19 protein-coding genes and 1 riboswitch are annotated in these 17,583 nt (G+C 69.8%); of the genes, 9 read left to right on the plus strand and 10 right to left on the minus strand.

The window, feature by feature from the left end; translation table 11 throughout:
* Nucleotides 1–5: 5 nt before the first annotated feature.
* Together ACQP0P_RS45065 and ACQP0P_RS45070 are read right to left on the minus strand one after the other, a co-directional pair.
* Entirely contained in the window at nucleotides 6–455 is a 450-nt protein-coding gene (locus ACQP0P_RS45065) for a GNAT family N-acetyltransferase (RefSeq protein ID WP_350929780.1), read from the minus strand.
* 252 nt (nucleotides 456–707) lie between these two features.
* Nucleotides 708–1,004 (minus strand): hypothetical protein, encoded by a 297-nt coding sequence (locus ACQP0P_RS45070; protein WP_433368544.1) that lies wholly within the window; start codon nucleotides 1,002–1,004, stop codon nucleotides 708–710.
* Between the two features lie 184 nt (nucleotides 1,005–1,188).
* Here ACQP0P_RS45070 and ACQP0P_RS45075 point away from each other — a divergent pair, with 184 nt between their 5' ends.
* Nucleotides 1,189–1,659 (plus strand): hypothetical protein, encoded by a 471-nt coding sequence (locus ACQP0P_RS45075; RefSeq protein ID WP_433368547.1) that lies wholly within the window; start codon nucleotides 1,189–1,191, stop codon nucleotides 1,657–1,659.
* A 128-nt stretch (nucleotides 1,660–1,787) separates the two neighbouring features.
* Here ACQP0P_RS45075 and ACQP0P_RS45080 read toward each other — a convergent pair whose 3' ends face one another.
* The 3 genes from ACQP0P_RS45080 to ACQP0P_RS45090 form a co-directional block, all read right to left on the minus strand.
* Nucleotides 1,788–2,159: a VOC family protein gene (locus ACQP0P_RS45080; RefSeq protein ID WP_433368550.1), complete on the minus strand. Its 372-nt coding sequence runs from the start codon at nucleotides 2,157–2,159 to the stop codon at nucleotides 1,788–1,790.
* A 93-nt stretch (nucleotides 2,160–2,252) separates the two neighbouring features.
* Nucleotides 2,253–2,576 carry a DMT family transporter gene (locus tag ACQP0P_RS45085; RefSeq protein ID WP_433368553.1) on the minus strand — a complete coding sequence of 108 codons (324 nt, stop codon included), beginning with the start codon at nucleotides 2,574–2,576 and terminating at the stop codon, nucleotides 2,253–2,255.
* A gap of 20 nt (nucleotides 2,577–2,596) precedes the next feature.
* A riboswitch (guanidine-III (ykkC-III) riboswitch) is annotated at nucleotides 2,597–2,663 on the minus strand.
* 20 nt (nucleotides 2,664–2,683) lie between these two features.
* Nucleotides 2,684–3,469, minus strand: a complete 786-nt coding sequence (locus ACQP0P_RS45090; RefSeq protein WP_433368556.1) for a class I SAM-dependent methyltransferase — start codon at nucleotides 3,467–3,469, stop codon at nucleotides 2,684–2,686.
* A gap of 182 nt (nucleotides 3,470–3,651) precedes the next feature.
* On the opposite strand from ACQP0P_RS45090, the gene ACQP0P_RS45095 reads away from it, so the two are divergent.
* The 6 genes from ACQP0P_RS45095 (at nucleotide 3,652) to ACQP0P_RS45120 (ending at nucleotide 9,981) form a co-directional block, all read left to right on the plus strand.
* The gene (locus ACQP0P_RS45095; protein ID WP_433368558.1) at nucleotides 3,652–5,484 is read left to right on the plus strand and encodes an acyl-CoA dehydrogenase; all 1,833 of its coding nucleotides are present in this window, start codon (nucleotides 3,652–3,654) and stop codon (nucleotides 5,482–5,484) included.
* A gap of 170 nt (nucleotides 5,485–5,654) precedes the next feature.
* Nucleotides 5,655–6,398, plus strand: a complete 744-nt coding sequence (locus tag ACQP0P_RS45100; RefSeq protein ID WP_433368561.1) for an NUDIX hydrolase — start codon at nucleotides 5,655–5,657, stop codon at nucleotides 6,396–6,398.
* On the plus strand, nucleotides 6,395–7,360 hold the full coding sequence (locus ACQP0P_RS45105; protein ID WP_433368564.1) for a lipopolysaccharide kinase InaA family protein: 966 nt from the start codon (nucleotides 6,395–6,397) through the stop codon (nucleotides 7,358–7,360). The genes ACQP0P_RS45100 and ACQP0P_RS45105 overlap by 4 nt, the downstream gene beginning before the upstream one ends.
* 33 nt (nucleotides 7,361–7,393) lie before the next feature.
* Nucleotides 7,394–8,365 (plus strand): hypothetical protein, encoded by a 972-nt coding sequence (locus ACQP0P_RS45110; protein ID WP_433368567.1) that lies wholly within the window; start codon nucleotides 7,394–7,396, stop codon nucleotides 8,363–8,365.
* A 124-nt stretch (nucleotides 8,366–8,489) separates the two neighbouring features.
* Complete coding sequence (locus ACQP0P_RS45115) at nucleotides 8,490–9,704, plus strand: adenylosuccinate synthetase (RefSeq protein ID WP_433368569.1); 1,215 nt, start codon at nucleotides 8,490–8,492, stop codon at nucleotides 9,702–9,704.
* Between the two features lie 52 nt (nucleotides 9,705–9,756).
* Nucleotides 9,757–9,981 (plus strand): DUF6458 family protein, encoded by a 225-nt coding sequence (locus tag ACQP0P_RS45120; protein ID WP_030917415.1) that lies wholly within the window; start codon nucleotides 9,757–9,759, stop codon nucleotides 9,979–9,981.
* A gap of 147 nt (nucleotides 9,982–10,128) precedes the next feature.
* On the opposite strand, the gene ACQP0P_RS45125 is transcribed toward ACQP0P_RS45120, so the two are convergent.
* From ACQP0P_RS45125 to pdhA, 5 genes are all read right to left on the minus strand, one after another.
* Entirely contained in the window at nucleotides 10,129–10,422 is a 294-nt protein-coding gene (locus ACQP0P_RS45125) for a Dabb family protein (RefSeq protein ID WP_433368572.1), read from the minus strand.
* 163 nt (nucleotides 10,423–10,585) lie between these two features.
* Entirely contained in the window at nucleotides 10,586–12,316 is a 1,731-nt protein-coding gene (locus ACQP0P_RS45130; protein WP_433368575.1) for an ABC transporter ATP-binding protein, read from the minus strand.
* 624 nt (nucleotides 12,317–12,940) lie between these two features.
* Nucleotides 12,941–14,296, minus strand: a complete 1,356-nt coding sequence (locus ACQP0P_RS45135) for a dihydrolipoamide acetyltransferase family protein (RefSeq protein WP_433368578.1) — start codon at nucleotides 14,294–14,296, stop codon at nucleotides 12,941–12,943.
* A gap of 12 nt (nucleotides 14,297–14,308) precedes the next feature.
* Nucleotides 14,309–15,286: an alpha-ketoacid dehydrogenase subunit beta gene (locus ACQP0P_RS45140; RefSeq protein WP_433368581.1), complete on the minus strand. Its 978-nt coding sequence runs from the start codon at nucleotides 15,284–15,286 to the stop codon at nucleotides 14,309–14,311.
* Nucleotides 15,283–16,374: a pyruvate dehydrogenase (acetyl-transferring) E1 component subunit alpha gene (gene pdhA, locus ACQP0P_RS45145; protein ID WP_433368584.1), complete on the minus strand. Its 1,092-nt coding sequence runs from the start codon at nucleotides 16,372–16,374 to the stop codon at nucleotides 15,283–15,285. The genes ACQP0P_RS45140 and pdhA overlap by 4 nt, the downstream gene beginning before the upstream one ends.
* Before the next feature lie 299 nt (nucleotides 16,375–16,673).
* Between pdhA and purS the strand changes: the two genes are divergently transcribed.
* Nucleotides 16,674–16,919 carry a phosphoribosylformylglycinamidine synthase subunit PurS gene (gene purS / locus ACQP0P_RS45150; RefSeq protein WP_433368587.1) on the plus strand — a complete coding sequence of 82 codons (246 nt, stop codon included), beginning with the start codon at nucleotides 16,674–16,676 and terminating at the stop codon, nucleotides 16,917–16,919.
* 142 nt (nucleotides 16,920–17,061) lie between these two features.
* Nucleotides 17,062–17,532 (plus strand): ATP-binding protein, encoded by a 471-nt coding sequence (locus tag ACQP0P_RS45155; RefSeq protein ID WP_433368590.1) that lies wholly within the window; start codon nucleotides 17,062–17,064, stop codon nucleotides 17,530–17,532.
* Nucleotides 17,533–17,583: the final 51 nt, after the last annotated feature.

Consider the following 17,583-nt stretch of genomic DNA (forward strand, 5'->3'; position numbering starts at 1 on the left):
GCCGATCAGGTCAGCGCGAGCTTGTAACCCTCGTGGGACGCGACGAAGCCGAGGGAGTCGTAGAAGCGGTGGGCGTCCGCGCGGGTCTTGTCCGTGGTGAGCTGGACCAGGGCGCAGCCCCGGGCCCGCCCGCGCTCGACGGCCCATTCCATCATCGTGCGGCCCAGCCCCCGCCCGCGCAGCTCCGAGGCGATCCTGACCGCCTCGATCTGCATCCGGAGGGCACCCCGGCGGGAGATGCCGGGAATGTAGGTGAGCTGCATGGTGCCCACGACCTCGCCGTCCAGCTCCGCGACGATCAGCTCGTTGGCGGGGTCGGCGTCGATGACCTCGAAGGCGGCGCGATGCTCCTCGCCGTAGGCTCCCTGGCGGGCGGCCGCGACGGTGTCGTCGGCGAGCATGGCCACGATGAGCGGAACGTCCTCGGCACGGGCGATACGGAAGTTCACCGGCATGGCGGCCAATCTATCCCGGAACACCGCCGCACCGTCCGCTCCCATGGCCCCGGGCGCCCCGCGACCACCAGGTGCCTACCCGTACCGGAGGTGCAGTGGCTGGTGGCCCACCGCTGGGCCAGGTTGTACTGGACGGTGCAGCCGGAGGGGAACAATCAGGGAGCTTCCCTCTGCTGCCAGAGAACAGGGCAGGCCTCGGTGCCGCGACATTCGGGCGGCGTCGCGGCACCGGCTGTGCGGCCGGACCGGCTATCAGCAGTCGGCCGAGCCGACGTACGTAATCGGCCAGTTGACCGTCGCCGTCGAGGTCTGGCCGACGGGCACGCAGAGACCGGTGATCAGGATGGGACCGGTGTAATGCTGCGCACGCACGACCAGCAGGTGCCTGCCCGTGCCGGAGGAGGTGCAGAGGCTGGATACCTGGTGCGAGCCATACTGGTAGGTGCAGCCGGAGGGGGCTGCCATGGCCGGGCTGGGGGTGAGCGCCACGGCGCTCAGGCAGAGGGCGGCGACGCCCGAGAGGGTTGCCACACGACGACGAAGGCTCATGACGAATCTCCTGGGGGTGGGGGGTGGGAACTTTTCTTTTAGGAAACTTTCCTAAAAGAACCTTAGGTCGCGTAACGCGGGCGGTCAATAAGCGACCCGAACGGCACCCGATACAGCAGGTAGGGGAACAATCAGGGTTGCTCCCCGATGTGAGCAGGGGGGCTTGGGAGGCAGTCTTGGTGCCATGAACGACGAACTGACTCGACGTGACGAGATGTCCCTCGCCGGAGCGGCGCTGCGCGGCGCTCCCTGGAAGGCCGCCGCGGTGACCGGCGGTGCGGTGGCCGCCACCAGCTTCGGGCTGGGCGTGCTCACCCTCACCCATGGCGGGGATCTGACCTGGGCGATGACGGTCGGCATCGGCCTGTTCTCGCTTATCGCGGCCATCGGCTCGATCGGCAAGCCCAACAGCGGGGACCGGGTGACCCGGCAGGCCCGGCTCTGGGCGCTGCGCCACCCCTGGAGGTTCGCCCTCTACCCCTCGCTCGGCGCCGCGATGCTCATGTATCCGGTGCAGCTCATCGTCGACGGCGAGGGCGTGTTCAGCGCGGCGCTGGACGCCCTGCAGGGCGGGGTCGTGGTCTACCTGATCACGGCTGTCCTGGCGCTGACCCTCAAGGGTCGCGGCCAGACCTCGCTTCCCGGCGGTCGCTGAACCCGCGGGTGATCGCCGAGTCCCACGGGCGGCCGGTCCTCGTGTCGGCCGCCGCCGGCCGCCTTCGGTCGCCGAGGCTCACGGCCCGGCCGAGCCTCTCTGGAGTGACCGGGCCCAGAGCCGCTCCGCTAGACGCGCTCGTATTCGGCGCGGCAGACGCAGAACTCGTTGCCCTCGGGATCGAGCATCGTCACCCAGCCGGTGCCGTCGGGGTTGCGCAGGTCCTCGAAGGTCGTGGCGCCGAGCCCGAGCAGGCGCTCGACCTCCTCGTCGCGGGTGGTGCCCGCCGAGCCGGTGAGATCCAGGTGAAGGCGGTTCTTGACGGACCTGCCCTCGGGAACCTTGATGAACAGCAGATTCACCCCACCGCCCAGCAGGAGGATCTCGTCGTCCTCCTTCTCCGTCTCCGGATGGAGCTCCCCGCCGGTGGCGTCGCGCCAGAAGGTCGCCAGTTCGTACGGCTGGGCGCAGTCGAAGGTCACGCTTTGAACAACAATCATGCGCCCACCCAACCCGGCACCATCAAAACCGTCAAGCCGGTTTCGGGCGACCCCGCTCCGAGCGGGATCGCCCGTGCTCGGGCAGGCGTACGGTCAGTGGCCGCCGGCGGCGAGGTTGAGCCCGACGACGCCCGCGACGATGAGCAGGATCGAGGCGATCTTGAGGGGCGACGCGTTCTCGCCGAGGGCGACGATGCCCAGCGCGGCGGTGCCGACGGCTCCGATGCCCGTCCAGACGGCGTAGGCGGTGCCGACCTCCAGGGTCTTCAGGCCCACCGCGAGCAGGCCGAAACTGAGCAGGCCGAAGACGGCGAAGCCGACGGTCGGCAGCAGCACGGAGAATCCATTGCTCAGTTTGAGCGAGTACGCCATCGCGACCTCGAACAGACCGGCGACGAGGATGACGACCCAGGCCATGACAGCTCCTCCTTTGATCAGGAGCGTCGTCTTTGCCTACCGGGTACGGCGCGTCTCGTCCGGGAACACCCCTTTTGAGGGTTCGATCGATGGAACGCGGCAGGGTCTCACTTTGATTCCCACCAGAGTGTGAACCACCGGTCCCGGGGGACCGGCCACATGTCCAGCTCGATCACGGCCGCGACGACCTCGTCGGCCCGCTCCCGGCCGAGGCAGAGCCTCCGGCAGGCGCTCTCGGCGAGGTCTTCGAGCCGGGTGAAGCGCGGCAGCGGGGCCAGGCGCCACTCGTGGTGGACCTCGTACCCGAGCCCCTCGGCGATGGCGATCACGTCGTGGGCCGTGGGGCGGGCGGGGCGGGTGATGCCGTGGAAGTGCTGCCAGAGGGGGTTGAGCCAGCTCATCGGGTGGTGCCCGGTGAGCTCCAGGACGACCCGGCCCCGGGCATGGCCGGTGAGCTCGGCGAGGAATCCGGCCAGCGGTGGCACGTTGTAGACGACGTGGGCGGCGACCGCGACGTCCGCGATCGGCGTTTCGGCCGCGATGTCGGGCCAGCGGCCCCGGAAGAACCGGGTGGGGACGCCCAGCGCGTGAGCCCGGGAGGCCAGCTCGGCGAGCATGGCGTCGGAGACGTCGACCGCGATCAGCTCTCCCAGGCCGGGAGCGAGCGGCAGGGAGGCCGCCCCCGTTCCGGCACCGACGTCCAGCACGCTCCCGCCGGGCGGGAGCGCCTCGGCCATCCGCGCCAGCGTCGGCCCCTCGGGGGTCGCGAGCGCGAGGTCGGTGCGCTCGGCGAACCGCGCCGACGAGTGCCCCCAGGGGTCGGCCGGCGCCCTGGCCGCGATCTCCTCGGGAATGCCCCACAGTTCGAGGTCGGCCCGCCACTGTTCGTCCATGTGGCGAGCCTAGAAGAGCTTCGGGGGCCGGTCGATCGACGCCGGCGCGGGTGTCTTCGCATGTCGTGACGAACGTCCCAGTCGGTGCGGTTTTCTGAGGGTTACTGGCGGGTAGCATTACCGGTAACGTTACTGGCGAGTATGGAAAGTTCCGGTTCCCCCGGTTTCAAGGAGCAGACCCCATGGGCCACTACAAGAGCAACGTCCGTGACCTGGAGTTCAACCTCTTCGAGGTGTTCGGGCGCCGGGACATTCTGGGCACCGGCCGCTACGCCGAACTGGACGAGGACGTGGTGCGAAGCCTCCTGGACGAGGTCAACCGCTTGGCCACCGGCGTGCTCGCCGACTCCTTCGAGGAGGGCGACCGCAACCCGCCGGTGTTCGACCCCGCCACCGGCTCGGTGACGATGCCGGAGGGCTTCAAGAAGTCCTTCGCCGCCTACCGCGACGCCGGCTGGACCAACCTCAGCCTCCCCGCCGAGCTTGGCGGCCCCGGCCTGCCCAGCAGCGTGAGCTGGGCGCTGGCCGAGATGGTCCTCGGCTCGAACCCGGCCATCTGGATGTACTCCAGCGGCCCGGCCTTCGCCCACGTGCTCCACGTGATCGGCACCGAGGAGCAGAAGCGCTACGCCGAGCTGGCCATCGAGAACCAGTGGGGCGCCACCATGGTGCTCACCGAGCCGGACGCCGGTTCCGACGTGGGCGCGGGCCGCGCGAAGGCGGTACGGCAGGACGACGGCACCTGGCACATCGAGGGCGTCAAGCGCTTCATCACCAGCGCCGAGCACGACCTGAGTGACAACATCTTCCACCTGGTGCTGGCCCGCCCCGAGGGGCACGGCCCCGGCACCAAGGGCCTGTCGATGTTCCTGGTCTCGAAGTACCACGTGGACCTGGAGACCGGCGAGCTCGGCGAGCGCAACGGCGTCTACGTCACCAACGTCGAGAAGAAGATGGGCCTGAAGGTCTCCACGACCTGCGAGCTCACCTTCGGCGACAAGCACCCGGCCGTGGGCACGCTGATCGGCGGGGTCCACGAGGGCATCAAGCAGATGTTCATGATCATCGAGCACGCCCGGATGATGGTCGGTACCAAGGCGATCGCCACGCTCTCCACCGGCTACCTGAACGCCCTGGAGTACGCCAAGGCCCGGGTGCAGGGCGCCGACCTGACCCAGATGGCCGACAAGTCGGCCCCGCGGGTGACCATCACCCACCACCCGGACGTACGCCGGGAGCTGATGCTGCAGAAGTCGTACGCCGAGGGCATGCGGGCGCTGGTCCTGCTCACCGCCACCTACCAGGACGATGTGCTGATCGCCGAGCACGAGGGCCGCAGGAACGGCCACGCCGAGGCGATGAACGACCTGCTGCTCCCGCTGGTCAAGGGCGTCGGCTCCGAGCGCTCCTACGAGCTGCTCGCCCGCTCCCTGCAGACCCTGGGCGGCTCGGGCTACCTGCAGGATTACCCGATCGAGCAGTACATCAGGGACGCCAAGATCGACTCCCTGTACGAGGGCACCACCGCGATCCAGGGGCAGGACCTGTTCTTCCGCAAGATCCTGCGCAACCAGGGCGTGACCCTCGGCTCGCTGTACGACGACGTGCAGACCTTCGCCGCCTCCGAGGCCGGCAACGGGCGGCTGAAGGAGGAGCGCAAGCTTCTCGCCGAGGCCGCCGACGAGGTCAAGAGCATGGCCGACACCATGGCGGGCTGGGCCATCGGCTCGCTGGAGGCGCCGAAGGAGGTCTACAAGGTCGGACTCAACACCACCCGGTTCCTGCTCGCGCTGGGCGACGTGGTGATCGGCTGGCTGCTGCTGCGCCAGGCCGAGGTGGCCCTGGCCGCGCTGGGCTCCGCCGAGGCCGCGCAGGACGACCAGGCCTTCTACACCGGCAAGGTCGCCGCGGCCTCGTTCTTCGCCCAGACCGTCCTGCCCCGCGTCACCGCCGAGCGCCGCACGCTGGAGGCCACCGGCCAGGACCTGATGGAGCTGCCGGAAGAGGCCTTCTGAGCAAGCCACCTGCTCCTGCGGCAGGCATGGGGGCGGTCCCGTCTTGACGGGACCGCCCTTCGCCTTTCCCGGGGCCTGGGGCCGGCCCGGCAGCGCGCCGTTGCGAGCGGGTTGACACCGGCCTTTGTTATTCTCATACTGAGATTGTCTCACTTTGAGAAGGACATGTGATGGATGAGTCCGAGTTTCTGGCGGGTTACGACCCGCGGGTGTACCCGGCGGTCGCGGTGACCGTCGACGTGGTGGCGCTCACCATTCGCGGGGGCGGGTTGCGCGTTCTGCTCATCAGGCGGGGCGAGCAACCCCATGCGGGGCGGTGGGCGCTGCCAGGGGGGTTCATCCGGCCGGGAGAGGACCTGCCACAGGCCGCGGCGCGGGAACTGGCCGAGGAGACGGGGCTCTCGGGCCTCGGGGACCGGGTCCACATCGAGCAGCTCGCCAGCTACGGGACGCCCGACCGTGATCCGCGGATGAGGGTCGTGTCGATCTCCTACCTGGCGTTCGCCCCCGACCTGCCCGATCCCCGGGCGGGCACGGACGCGGCGGACGCCGCCTGGCAGCCGGTCGACAAGCTGCCGGAGCTCGCCTTCGACCACGATCGCATCCTGGCGCACGGGCTGGAGCGGGCACGCGGCAGGCTGGAGTACACCCCGCTGGCCACCTCGTTCGCCGGTGAGACGTTCACGATCTCCGAGCTGCGCGGTGTCTACGAGACGGTCTGGGGCGTGCCACTGCACGCGGGCAACTTCCACCGCAAGATCCTTTCGGTGCCCGGTTTCGTGGAGAGCACCGGCGAGACCACCGAGAGCGGCGGGGCCAGGGGCGGCCCCCGGGCCAAGCTCTACCGGGCCGGCGACGCCCGGCTGCTGCACCCCGCCCTGCTACGACCCGCCAGGGAGGAACAGATCAGATGACCAGGGCCGAGGCGATCGCGCTGGTGACCGCTGCCCGTACCCCCGACGACCTGTTCGGCGGGGACTCTCCGCACCGGTCGTACCGGAGGCTGGCGAGGCTGCTCCACCCCGACCTCGCGCCGGGAGCCGAGGCCGCCGAGGCGTTCGCCAGGCTGGCCGAGCTGTGGGCGGCCCGCGGCGGGACCTCGGGGCCGGCCGCGGAGACGGTGATCACCACCGGGCGGGGGACCTACCGGATCGGGGGCGTCTTCCGGCGGGGCGCCTCGGCCGTGCTCTACGAGAGTGGTCCGGACACGCTGCTCAAACTCCCGCGCAGCCACGCGGACAACGACCTCATGCGCCGCGAGGCGGACGCCCTGGAGACGATCGCGCGAGACGGCGACCCGCTGCTCCTGCCGTACGTGCCGCGCCTGGTGGATTCGTTCCGGCACCGCCGCGACGGGGTCGAGCGGCGGGCCAACGTGATCAGCCGGGTACCCGACGGGTTCGTGAGCCTGGACGAGGTCAGGCGGCGGCGGCCGGTGCTCGACGCGAGGGACGTGGCCTGGATCTGGCGGCGGCTGCTGGTGGCCGTCGGCGCGGCCCATCGGGCGGGGGTCGTGCACGGCGCGGTGTTCGGGCACCACGTCCTCGTCCACCCGGTCGACCACGGCCTGGTGCTCGTCGACTGGAGCCAGTCGGTACCGCTCGGCACCCCGCTCACCGCCCTGGTGACCAGGCACCGCGACGACTACCCGCCGGAGGTCCTGGCCAGGAAGCCCGCCACCCCCGCCACCGACATCCACCTCGCCACCCGCTCCGTGGCCGCCCTGATGGGCGACCAGGCCCCCACTCCGATCAGGCGCTTCGTCCGGGGCAGCCTGCTGAGCCCGCCCGGCGACGCGTGGCGGCTCCTGGGGGAACTCGACGATCTGCTCGACGACCTGTACGGGCCGAGGAGATACCGGCCACTGCGCCTTTGAGAACGTGCCATCCCTGATCCGAGGAGATCCCCCGTGGGAAGCGGAATCTGGTCCACCGACGTCTACTCCGCCGCCGCGAGCTACCGCGCGGCCAAGGGCTCAAGCGCCTTCGCCTACAGCGACGGCGGTGCCCGCTCCACGCACCCCGACCTCGACCCGCGCGGGGTGGCGGACCGCGAGAGCCGCGACTCCGCCGAGCACCCCGACTCCCTCGCCGTGGCCGTGCTGTTCGACGTGACCGGCTCGATGGGCGGGGTGCCCCGCACCCTCCAGACCAAGCTGCCCGACCTGCTCGGGCTGCTGCTCCGCAAGGGCTACGCCACCGACCCGCAGATCCTCTTCGGTGCGATCGGCGACGCCACCTGCGACCGGGCCCCGCTGCAGATCGGCCAGTTCGAATCCGACAACCGGATGGACGAGCACCTGGGCAAGGTCCTGCTGGAGGGCGGGGGCGGCGGCCAGATGAGCGAGTCGTACGAGCTGGCGATGTACTTCATGGCCAGGCACACCTCGATCGACTGCTTCGAGAGGCGGGGCCGCAGGGGCTACCTGTTCATCATCGGCGACGAACTTCCCTACCCGCAGGTCAAGCGGCGCGAGGTCGAGAAGGTCATCGGCGATCGGCTCCGGCGGGACATCCCGACCAGGGAGATCGTCGCCGAGCTGACCAGGGTCTACGACGTCTACTACATCCTCCCGGCGGGGTCGAGCTACGCCGGGGACGGCCGGGTGCTGGCCGCCTGGCGCGAGCTGCTCGGCCAGAACGTGCTGGAGCTGGACGACCTCGACGCCGTCTGCGAGACCATCGCGCTCACCGTCGGTCTCGGCGAGGACGCCATCGATCTGCGGGAGGGGCTGGACGACCTCGACGAGCTCGGCTCGACCGCCGGGACCGCCGTGGGCAGGGCCCTCGCCACACTCGACCGCGCCACACTCGACCGCGGCACGCTCGTGGTCGCCGACGGTCTCGACCTGGGCGGCGACAGCGGCGTGACGCGGCTCTGAAGACCTCCCCGCCGTGCGGCGGCCACCGCGAAAGCGGCGGGGAGTGCCACCACGAAGGGAAACGGTCCCTGCCCGGCGGTGAGAACTCACCGCCGGGCAGGGACCACCACGAACAGAGGACCACATGCGTGAACACATGATCGTGACAGATCTCGGCTACGGCGACGCGGGCAAAGGCACGATCATCGACTGGCTCTGCACCCGCGAACCCATCGGGGCGGTCGTCAGGTTCAACGGGGGTGGACAGGCCGCCCACAACGTCGTGCTGCCCGACGGACGGCACCACACGTTCGCGCAGTTCGGGTCGGGCACGCTCAGAGGCGTGCCCACCCACCTGTCCAGGTTCATGGTCACAGACCCGCTCTCGCTGGCCCGGGAGGCCGCTCACCTGAGCGAGCTGGGCGTCGGTGACCCGTTCCGTCTGCTCACCGTGGACCGGGACGCCCTGCTCGCCACGCCGTACCACGTGGCGGCGGGGCAGGCCAGGGAGCTGGCACGCGGCGAGGACCGGCACGGGTCGTGCGGGATGGGCGTCGGCGAGACCATGACCTACGCCCTGGAGCACCCGGAGCTCGCGCCGACCGTCGGCGACTGCGAGGCCCCGGCCCGGCTCACCCGCAAGCTGTACGCGCTCCGCGAGGCGCTCGGGGTCACCGGGCCGCCCGTCGAGGACTGCGTCGCCGCCTACCGGGCGTTCGCCGAGCGGGTGATCCTGGTCGGCCCCTCCTTCATGACCGCGCTGCTGCGCAGGCGGCCCGTGATCTTCGAGGGGGCGCAGGGCGTGCTGCTCGACGAGTGGCACGGCTTCCATCCGTACACCACCTGGAGCACGACGACCTTCGCCAACGCGCTGGAGTTGCTCGACGGGGTGCCGGCCGTACGGCTGGGCGTGCTGCGGACCTACACGCCCAGGCACGGCCCGGGACCGCTGGTCACCGAGGACGCGGTGCCGGTGCTGCCCGAGGCGCACAACGGGACCGGTCCCTGGCAAGGCCCCTTCCGCACCGGTCACTTCGACGCGGTGGCCCACCGCTACGCGCTGGCGGTCGCGGGCGGGGCCGACGCCCTCGCGCTCACCCACCTGGACGCGCCGGTCTCGCGGATGTGCGTGTCGTACGACATCGGCGAGCTGCCGGTGGGCACGGCGGGTGACCTCGAAGAGCAGGCCAGGCTGACCGGGCGGCTGTCGGCGGCCCGGCCGCACTACGCCGACGGTGTCGACGACTGGCCCGCGGCGGTGGCCGGGGCCCTGGGGGTTCCGGTGTGGCTGGGCTCTTGGGGACCCACCTCCGCCGACAAGGTCCTTTTCAGTGGTGTGACCGCGCCCGAAAGGGTATGACCCTTCTCGTACTCTCCCTTTACCTGGCAGGCAGCCTTACCCGGAGGAACCAATGGGTGTCGGGGTCAGCATCTTCTTTCTCACGCTTGGTGCCATCCTCCGCTTCGCCATCGACCCCACCGTCCTCGGCGAGGCCGTCCACATCGACGTGATCGGCCTGATCTTCATGATCGTCGGTGCCGTCGGGGTCGTGCTGAGCATCGTGATGGCCCCCAAGCGCGGGAACACGTCCGAGGACCGCCTGATGCACCGTGAGAACCACCCGCCGGAGGTCTAGGCGTCCCTTGGATCTTTGCCCACTACGGCCAGGCGGCGGCGCCTCGCCGCGTTGTCGTCGGTCACCGCAGCACGCCGCGGCTCCCTCCTCCGCCGTGCGAGGCACCACCTGGCCGATCCTCGCCACGGCAAGATCCGCGGGGCAGCCCTAGAGCTCGAACTGGATCGCCGCCCGCGAGGCCACGATCGGCTTGATGTGCTCGGCGATCACGGCCTGGTGCAGCGGGTGGTCCCGGTAGACCAGGTAGTCGTCGACGCTGTCGAAGTCCGCGACGACCGCGAACTGGTGGTTGCCCGGGTTCACGCCCGCGTCCGTGCCAAGGGTGTAGGAGCGGATCTCCGTGATGGCCCCGGGCAGCCTGCCGAGCTCCGTCGCGACCCTGGCCCTCTGCTCGTCGGTGGCCTCTTGTGTCCAGGTGAACAGCACGACATGCCGGAACATGATCTTCCCTTCGGTTGGGTGCCCGGCCAGCGTAAGGCCAGGCGTCACCGGAACCGGCAACGGCCCCGCGACCGCGCAGGGGGCGGGGGCGGACGACGGCGAGCCCCGGACGGGTGTCGCGGCCCGTCCGGGGCCTGAATCGCCGTCGAGAGGTGATCCGCGCTCACCCCGGGCGCGGTGCGGAACGACGGCTGATCCTTATCCGGCCGGCACGCCGCGGCACGGCTTCGAGCACGATCTTCTGGGCCGCCTCGGGAATGAAGCGGAGGTCGTGGGTGATCAGGATGGTCGTGCGGCCGGCCATGAGCCTCTTGAGCGGTTCCATGATCCGTTCCGCGGTGAGCGCGTCGAGCCCCGTCATCGGCTCGTCGAGGACGAGCACCGGGGCGTCACGCAGGATGGCCCTGGCGATGGCGATCCGCTGGCGCTGCCCGCCCGACATCAGTCGCCCACGCTGCCCGATCGGCGTGTCGTACCGGTGGGGAAGCGTGTTGACGAAGTCGTGGACGTCCGCCATGACGGCGGCGCGGACGATGTCGTCCAGGTCCGCGCCGGGGCGGCCGTAGGCGATGTTGTCGCGTACGGTCCCGGAGAAGAGCAGGTTCTCCTGCTGCAGGATGGTGATGTTGTCACGGAGCGACTCGCGCGACAGATCCCGGATGTCGGTTCCGTCGAGCAGGATGCGCCCGGCGGTGGGATCGTAGAAGCGGAGCAGGAGCTTCGCGAGCGTGGACTTGCCCACCCCGCTCGGCCCGGTGCACACGACCAGTTCCCCCGGCTCGACGGCGAAGGACATGTCGCGCAGCGTCGGCCTCCTCCTGTTCGGATAGGTGAAGCCGACGCCCTGGAACTCGATGCGGCCACGGCCACGCCCCAGATGGACAGGGGCGTCGCGGTCGGTGACGGCCGGCCGGGCCCGCAGGATCTCGATGACCCGGTCGGAGCCCGCCGCCGCCTCGGAGACGGTGAGGGCGATCTGCCCCAGGCTCTGCACCGCCGGGTAGAGGTAGGCGAGGTAGGCGGCGAAGGCGAGCAGTCCGCCGATGGTGAGGCGCCCCGAGGAGATCTCCCACGCGCCGAACCCGAGGATGGCGATCAGGCAGATGGTCTCGATCACCTGCACGACGGGCCCGTACAGGGAGGACAGCCACGCCTGTGCCACGTTGGCCCGCAGCCAGGTGCTCCCCTCCGCGTGCAGTCGCTCGGCCTCGGTGCCCTGGCGGTTGTAGGACTGGACGAGCGCCTGGTTGGACAGGCTCTCCTCGATGACGCTGTTCATGGTCCCGTTGCTGAGCCGCTCGCGCGCCGACACGGTCCTGAACCTGCCCGCGAAGACCTTGGAGACCAGCAGGAAGGCCGGGGCAAGCAGGAACGTCAGCAGTGCCAGGTCCCACCGGATGTAGAGGGCCGCACCGGCGAAGAAGACGACACTGGCGAGCGTGGTGAAGAGCTTGACCAGGCCGGAACCGACGAGTTCCTCGATGGCCTCGATGTCGTCGGTGAGCCTGGCCATCAGGTCACCCAGGCGGCGATTGTCGAAGAAGTCGGGCGTGAGCGTCTGGATGTGCTCGAAGACCCTGTCTCGCAGCCGCAGCAGGAAGCGCTCACCGCCCAGGGCCGTGAGGTAGGACCCCGCGAAGGAGACCAGCCCCGCGACGGCCGCGAGGCCCAGCCAGGCTGCCGCGGGGAGCCAGAAGGCTCCCAGGTTCTGCTTGCTGAGCACCTCGTCGGTGATGAAGCCGAACAGGCCGATCGCGGCGACCTCGCAGACGGCCGCGACGATGGCGAGCACGCCACCGGCCACGAGCAGCCGGCGGAGGCCGCGGGTGTACGGCCAGAACTCCCGGAAGGTCCTGCGGATGGAGACCGTCGGCGCCGTGGGAGGGCGACGCACCGCTGCCCTCGCCCCGTTGGGCGAGAGCGACTCTGAGAATGAGAGCCGGCGGTCGACCCGCCGGCTCTCATTTGTTTCTGCTAGCACCGGATCTGGATTACCACCACCCGCCGCCACACCCACATCCGCAGCGGCGGCGCCGGCAGCAGCATCCACCCCAGGTCACGTACCGGCTGGACGGGAAGAGCTGCTTGAAAGTCATGGCTTCCCCTTTCGTACTGAGCCTGTCGCGCTTATCAACCACGACACTAGCACCTATACCCAGACAAACACCCCATATCGACGCGCATTAAAGATGTTTTAACAACCAATTCAGAAAGGCCGTAAAACGTATCGAGAGCAAAGCCTGACAAAAGTTTCACACGCCAACCCGACCCCCTGTCCGAGCTGGGGATACGCACCATAAACCCTGATCAACAGGGGACAAAAAGAGGTTTCCCGATTATCGCCGGGGCGGCGGCCCGCACGGCGTCGCGGCGACCGGGAGGGCGACCCCGGAGCCCTCACCCATTTCCCGTCACACCAATTGACAGGCCCGGCCGTCATGTTTAGCGATTCGCCTGCCGGATTTACCCGGCAGGCGAATCACCGCTCTGTCATGAAACCGGCCCCGGAATCACCGGGTCACCCCCAGGCGAGCATCCGGAGAGGGTCCTCAAGCATGGCGCCGACGTCGCGCAGGAACAGCGAGCCGATCTCCCCGTCCACCACCCGGTGGTCGAACGAGACCGCGAGCGTGCAGACCTTACGCGGCACGACCTGCCCGTCCACCACCCACGGCATATCCCTGACCTGGCCGAAGGCCAGGATCGCCGATTCGCCGGGGTTGAGGATCGGGGTGCCCGTGTCCACCCCGAAGACGCCCACGTTGGTGATCGTGATCGTGCCCCCGGCCATGTCGGCGGGCTGGGTGCGGCCCGCTCTGGCGGTCTCGGCGAGAGCGCCGAGAGCGCCGGCCAGAGCGGGTAGCGACAGCAGGTGGGCGTCCTTGACGTTGGGGACGAGCAGGCCGCGCGGGGTGGCCGCGGCGATGCCCAGGTTGACGCGGTGCTTGACCACGATCTCCTGACGCGCCTCGTCCCAGACAGAGTTGATCATCGGGTGGCGGCGGGCGGCGACGAGCACGGCCTTGGCGACCAGGAGCAGCGGCGAGACCCTGACCTCGGCGAAGTCGGGCAGCTCCCGGAGGCGCCGGACCGCGTCCATGGTCTCCGTCATGTCCACCTGGAGGAACTCCGTCACGTGCGGCGCCGTGAACGCGGAGGCCACCATGGCCTGCGCGGTCGCCTTGCGCACCCCCCTGATCGGGATCCGCTCCTCGTCCTCCGCCTCCCGCGTCACGACCGGCGCGGCGCCGACCGCGGCCTGGACGTCGTCCCTGGTGATCGAGCCGTGCGGGCCGGTCCCGGTGAGCGCGGTCAGGTCGACGCCCAGGTCCCTGGCCAGCTTCCGCACCGGGGGCTTCGCCAGCACCGCGGCGCTCGTAGGCGGTGCGGCCGTGCCGCCGCCGCCCTCCCGCACAGCGGACGGCACACCGGGCGGCACTACCTCGGGCGACCGCAACCCGGTGGCCGTACCGGCGAAGGACACAGACGGTTTGCGGGGGCGGCGCTTGGCCGCGCCCGGCTTGACGCCGTAGCCCACCAGCACCGGCTGCCGCACCTCGGCGGGTGGCGCGGGCACCATGTCGGCGGCGGCGTCGGCCAGGGCCGCCGGCCGCTCCGCGACGGGAGCCCCGGGACCGGCACCGTCGTCCACCGAGATGATCGGCTTGCCGACATCCACGGTCTCGCCCTCGTCCACCATCAGCGCCGCCACGACGCCTTCGAACGGGCAGGGCAACTCGACGACCGCCTTGGCGGTCTCGATCTCCACGATGGTCTGGTTGATCTTGACCGGGTCTCCGACCTTCACGTGCCAGCGGACGATCTCCGCCTCGGTCAGTCCCTCTCCCACGTCGGGGAGCCTGAACTCCTTCATCCCAGCCCTCCCCTAGAACGCGAACGCGCGGTCGACGGCGTGCAGGACCCTGTCCAGATCGGGCAGGTAGTGGTCCTCAAGCCGCGAGGGCGGATAGGGAGTGGAGGGCCCTCCGACCCTCAGGACCGGGGACTGCAGGTTGTAGAAGCACTCCTCGGTGACGCGGGCGGCGACCTCCGCGCCGAAGCCGTTGTAGACGGGCGCCTCGTGCACCACGATGCAGCGCCCGGTCCTGCGCACCGACTCCGTGACCTTCGAGACGTCGAGCGGATTGAGCGAGCGCAGGTCCACGACCTCCAGGGACCGGCCGTCGTCCTCGGCCGCCTTCGCGGCCTCCAGGCAGGTCTTCACCATCGGCCCGTACCCGAGCAGGGTGGCGTCCGTGCCCTGCCGTACCACCTTGGCCTCGTCGAAGGGGGTCCAGTCCGAGGAGTCGACATCCACCTCGGCCTTCTCCCAGTAGCGCCGCTTGGGCTCGAAGAAGACGACGGGGTCCTCGCAGCGGATCGCCTGCTGGATCATGGCGTAGCCGTCGGCCGGGTTGGAGCAGGCCACGACGCGCAGGCCCGCGGTGTGCGTGAAGTACGCCTCGGGCGACTCGCTGTGGTGCTCCACCGCGCCGATGCCGCCGCCGCAGGGGATCCGGACCACCACCGGCAGCCTCAGCTTGCCCAGCGAGCGCAGCGGCATCTTGGCGAGCTGCGTGATGATCTGGTCGGCCGCGGGAAAGACGAATCCGTCGAACTGGATCTCGCAGACCGGGCGGTAGCCCCGGAGTGCGAGCCCGATGGCCGTCCCGATGATGCCCGACTCGGCCAGCGGGGTGTCGATGACCCGCTGCTCGCCGAAGTCCTTCTGCAGGCCGTCTGTCACCCGGAACACACCGCCGAGCTTGCCCACGTCCTCACCCATGACGAGGACCTTGGGGTCGTCCTCCATGGCCTTGCGCATGCCCTCGTTGAGCGCCTTGGCCAGCGTGAGAATGGTCATGCCTCGAACCCCTCAAGGTAGGTGGCGAACTCCGCGCGCTCGGTGTCCATCAGGGAGTGCGGCTCGGCGTAGACATGGTCGAAGATGGCCAGCGGTTCGGGGTCGGGCAGTGCGAGGCAGCGCTTGCGGACGTCCCGTCCGAGCTCGTCGGCCTCCGCGTCGACCGTGTCGAAGAAGTCCTGGTCGGCGATCTGGTTCTTGAACATGTAGGCCCTGACCCGCTCGATCGGGTCCTTGAGCTTCCATCCCTCCAACTCGGCGGCCACCCGGTAGCGGGTCGGGTCGTCGGAGGTGGTGTGGGCGCCCATCCGGTAGGTGAACGCCTCGATCAGCACGGGCCCCTGCCCCGACCTGGCCTCGGCCAGTGCCTTTCGGGTGACGGCCAGGCAGGCGAAGACGTCGTTGCCGTCGACCCGGACACCGGGGAACCCGAACCCGCTGGCCCTGCGGTACAGGGGGATGCGGGTCTGCTTCTCCAGCGGCTCGGAGATGGCCCACTGGTTGTTCTGGCAGAAGAACACCACCGGCGCGTTGAACACGGAGGCCCAGATGAAGGCCTCGTTCACATCACCCTGGGAGGTGGCGCCGTCGCCGAAGTAGACGATCGAGGCGGCCTCGGCACCGTCGCGCTGGATGCCCATGGCGTAGCCGACCGCGTGCAGGGTCTGGCTGCCGATCACGATGGTGTAGAGGTGGAAGTTGTGCTCCGCGGGGTCCCACCCTCCGTGGTTGACTCCGCGGAACAGGCCGAGCAGGTTCACCGGGTCGACGCCCCTGCACCAGGCCACCCCGTGCTCGCGGTAGGTCGGGAATGCCATGTCGGCCTCGGTCAGCGCCCGGCCGGAGCCGATCTGCGCGGCCTCCTGCCCGAGCAGCGATGCCCACAGACCCAGTTCACCCTGGCGTTGCAGGGCCACGGCCTCCAGGTCGACGCGGCGGACCAGGGTCAGGTCCCGGTAGAGACCTCGGATCTCCTCGGGGGTCAGATCGATGTCGTAGTCGGGATGCTCGACCCGTTCTCCTTCCGGGGTCAGCAGTTGAATGAGCTCCGGGGGTGCTTCCGCACCACGAGAGGCGTCGGCTGTCACGTGCCACTCCTGTGTGCTAGGGGCCGTCTGGATGGGTTCGCCACCGCTGTCCGGCCGATTCGCGACGCGTTCGACCCGTCTGATGGTGGTTCGTACGCGCTTGTGGCCATCGTGGCAGAGGCCACATACGTGTGCGCAAGCCCTACCTCGGCGTCCATATGCTCCCCGTTCCCCGCGCGCTCCCTTTCACCCGCCCGTTTCGTCCGCGTGGCGCGGGTCCGGCCCCCGCGCCTGAGCACGGCCGGAGCCGGTTACTCTTGAGGCGCCGAACCGTCCCCGTCGCAACCAGGAGGAACATCGTGGCGCGCGTCATCGTCGACGTCATGCTGAAGCCCGAGATTCTCGACGCGCAGGGGCAGGCGATCGCCCGCGCGCTGCCGCGACTCGGCCTCGTAGGTGTCTCAGCGGTACGGCAGGGCAAGCGGTTCGAGGTGGAGGTCGACGGGCCCGCCGACGAGGCGGCACTTTCGGACGTCCGGAAAATGGCCGAGACCCTGCTCGCCAACACGGTGATCGAGGACTACACCGTCACCGTCGAGTCCTAGGCCGTCACTCCACGCAGATCAACCGCCCAGATCCAGCTATATCCGGCAATATGGGCGGAGCAATCCCACGGCTTGACCACTAGTCAATAACATTACGGTTATTTTGCGGTTAGCCCGGATTCTGTAGGGAAGCCTTCACGAGGTGACGTCTGACCCCGGGAGGGAACCGGTGGACATGGAGTTCTCGCTGGCTCTGCCACGACAGGCCATCGGCATTCCGATGGTCCGCAGGGCGCTCGGCGACTCCCTGCGCTCACTCGGCGTCACCGAGGACTGCGCCTCCGACATCCTGCTCGCGGTGACCGAGGCATGCGCCAACGCCGTGCGGCACGGAGGTCCGGCCAACCGCTACGAGGTCGAGACCGCCATCGGCCACGGCCGCTGCGACGTCCGCATCATCGACCGGGGCCAGGGTCTCGTCGGAGTGCCGGAGCACTACCCGTCGGCCGACGTCGAGAACGGCAGGGGCCTGCTCATCATGCAGGCGGTGGTGGACGAGATCTCCTTCGACATCACCCCGGGCAGGGGCACCGTCGTGCACCTGCGCAAGCACCTGGACTGGGACGACGACGCCGCCGCCTTCTCCCGCGACCGGGTGCTCGCCGCCGTATAGCCCCGCCGCCCACCGGGAATCCGGCTCCCCCCGGCCCCGTACGGACTGGAA

The sequence above is a fragment of the Streptosporangium sp. CA-115845 genome, assembly GCF_050943795.1.
In the GTDB taxonomy this organism is placed as follows: domain Bacteria; phylum Actinomycetota; class Actinomycetes; order Streptosporangiales; family Streptosporangiaceae; genus Streptosporangium.

What these genes read in the sequence shown, in the direction of transcription:
- ACQP0P_RS45065 (WP_350929780.1), bottom strand. Translation starts at nt 455, where the DNA reads ATGCCGGTGAACTTCCGTATCGCCCGTGCCGAGGACGTTCCGCTCATC.
- ACQP0P_RS45135 (WP_433368578.1), bottom strand. Translation starts at nt 14,296, where the DNA reads ATGAAGGAGTTCAGGCTCCCCGACGTGGGAGAGGGACTGACCGAGGCG.
- ACQP0P_RS45120 (WP_030917415.1), top strand. Translation starts at nt 9,757, where the DNA reads ATGGGTGTCGGGGTCAGCATCTTCTTTCTCACGCTTGGTGCCATCCTC.
- ACQP0P_RS45070 (WP_433368544.1), bottom strand. Translation starts at nt 1,004, where the DNA reads ATGAGCCTTCGTCGTCGTGTGGCAACCCTCTCGGGCGTCGCCGCCCTC.
- ACQP0P_RS45095 (WP_433368558.1), top strand. Translation starts at nt 3,652, where the DNA reads ATGGGCCACTACAAGAGCAACGTCCGTGACCTGGAGTTCAACCTCTTC.
- ACQP0P_RS45125 (WP_433368572.1), bottom strand. Translation starts at nt 10,422, where the DNA reads ATGTTCCGGCATGTCGTGCTGTTCACCTGGACACAAGAGGCCACCGAC.
- ACQP0P_RS45105 (WP_433368564.1), top strand. Translation starts at nt 6,395, where the DNA reads ATGACCAGGGCCGAGGCGATCGCGCTGGTGACCGCTGCCCGTACCCCC.
- ACQP0P_RS45085 (WP_433368553.1), bottom strand. Translation starts at nt 2,576, where the DNA reads ATGGCCTGGGTCGTCATCCTCGTCGCCGGTCTGTTCGAGGTCGCGATG.
- ACQP0P_RS45080 (WP_433368550.1), bottom strand. Translation starts at nt 2,159, where the DNA reads ATGATTGTTGTTCAAAGCGTGACCTTCGACTGCGCCCAGCCGTACGAA.
- ACQP0P_RS45115 (WP_433368569.1), top strand. Translation starts at nt 8,490, where the DNA reads ATGCGTGAACACATGATCGTGACAGATCTCGGCTACGGCGACGCGGGC.
- ACQP0P_RS45075 (WP_433368547.1), top strand. Translation starts at nt 1,189, where the DNA reads ATGAACGACGAACTGACTCGACGTGACGAGATGTCCCTCGCCGGAGCG.
- ACQP0P_RS45090 (WP_433368556.1), bottom strand. Translation starts at nt 3,469, where the DNA reads ATGGACGAACAGTGGCGGGCCGACCTCGAACTGTGGGGCATTCCCGAG.
- ACQP0P_RS45140 (WP_433368581.1), bottom strand. Translation starts at nt 15,286, where the DNA reads ATGACCATTCTCACGCTGGCCAAGGCGCTCAACGAGGGCATGCGCAAG.
- ACQP0P_RS45100 (WP_433368561.1), top strand. Translation starts at nt 5,655, where the DNA reads ATGGATGAGTCCGAGTTTCTGGCGGGTTACGACCCGCGGGTGTACCCG.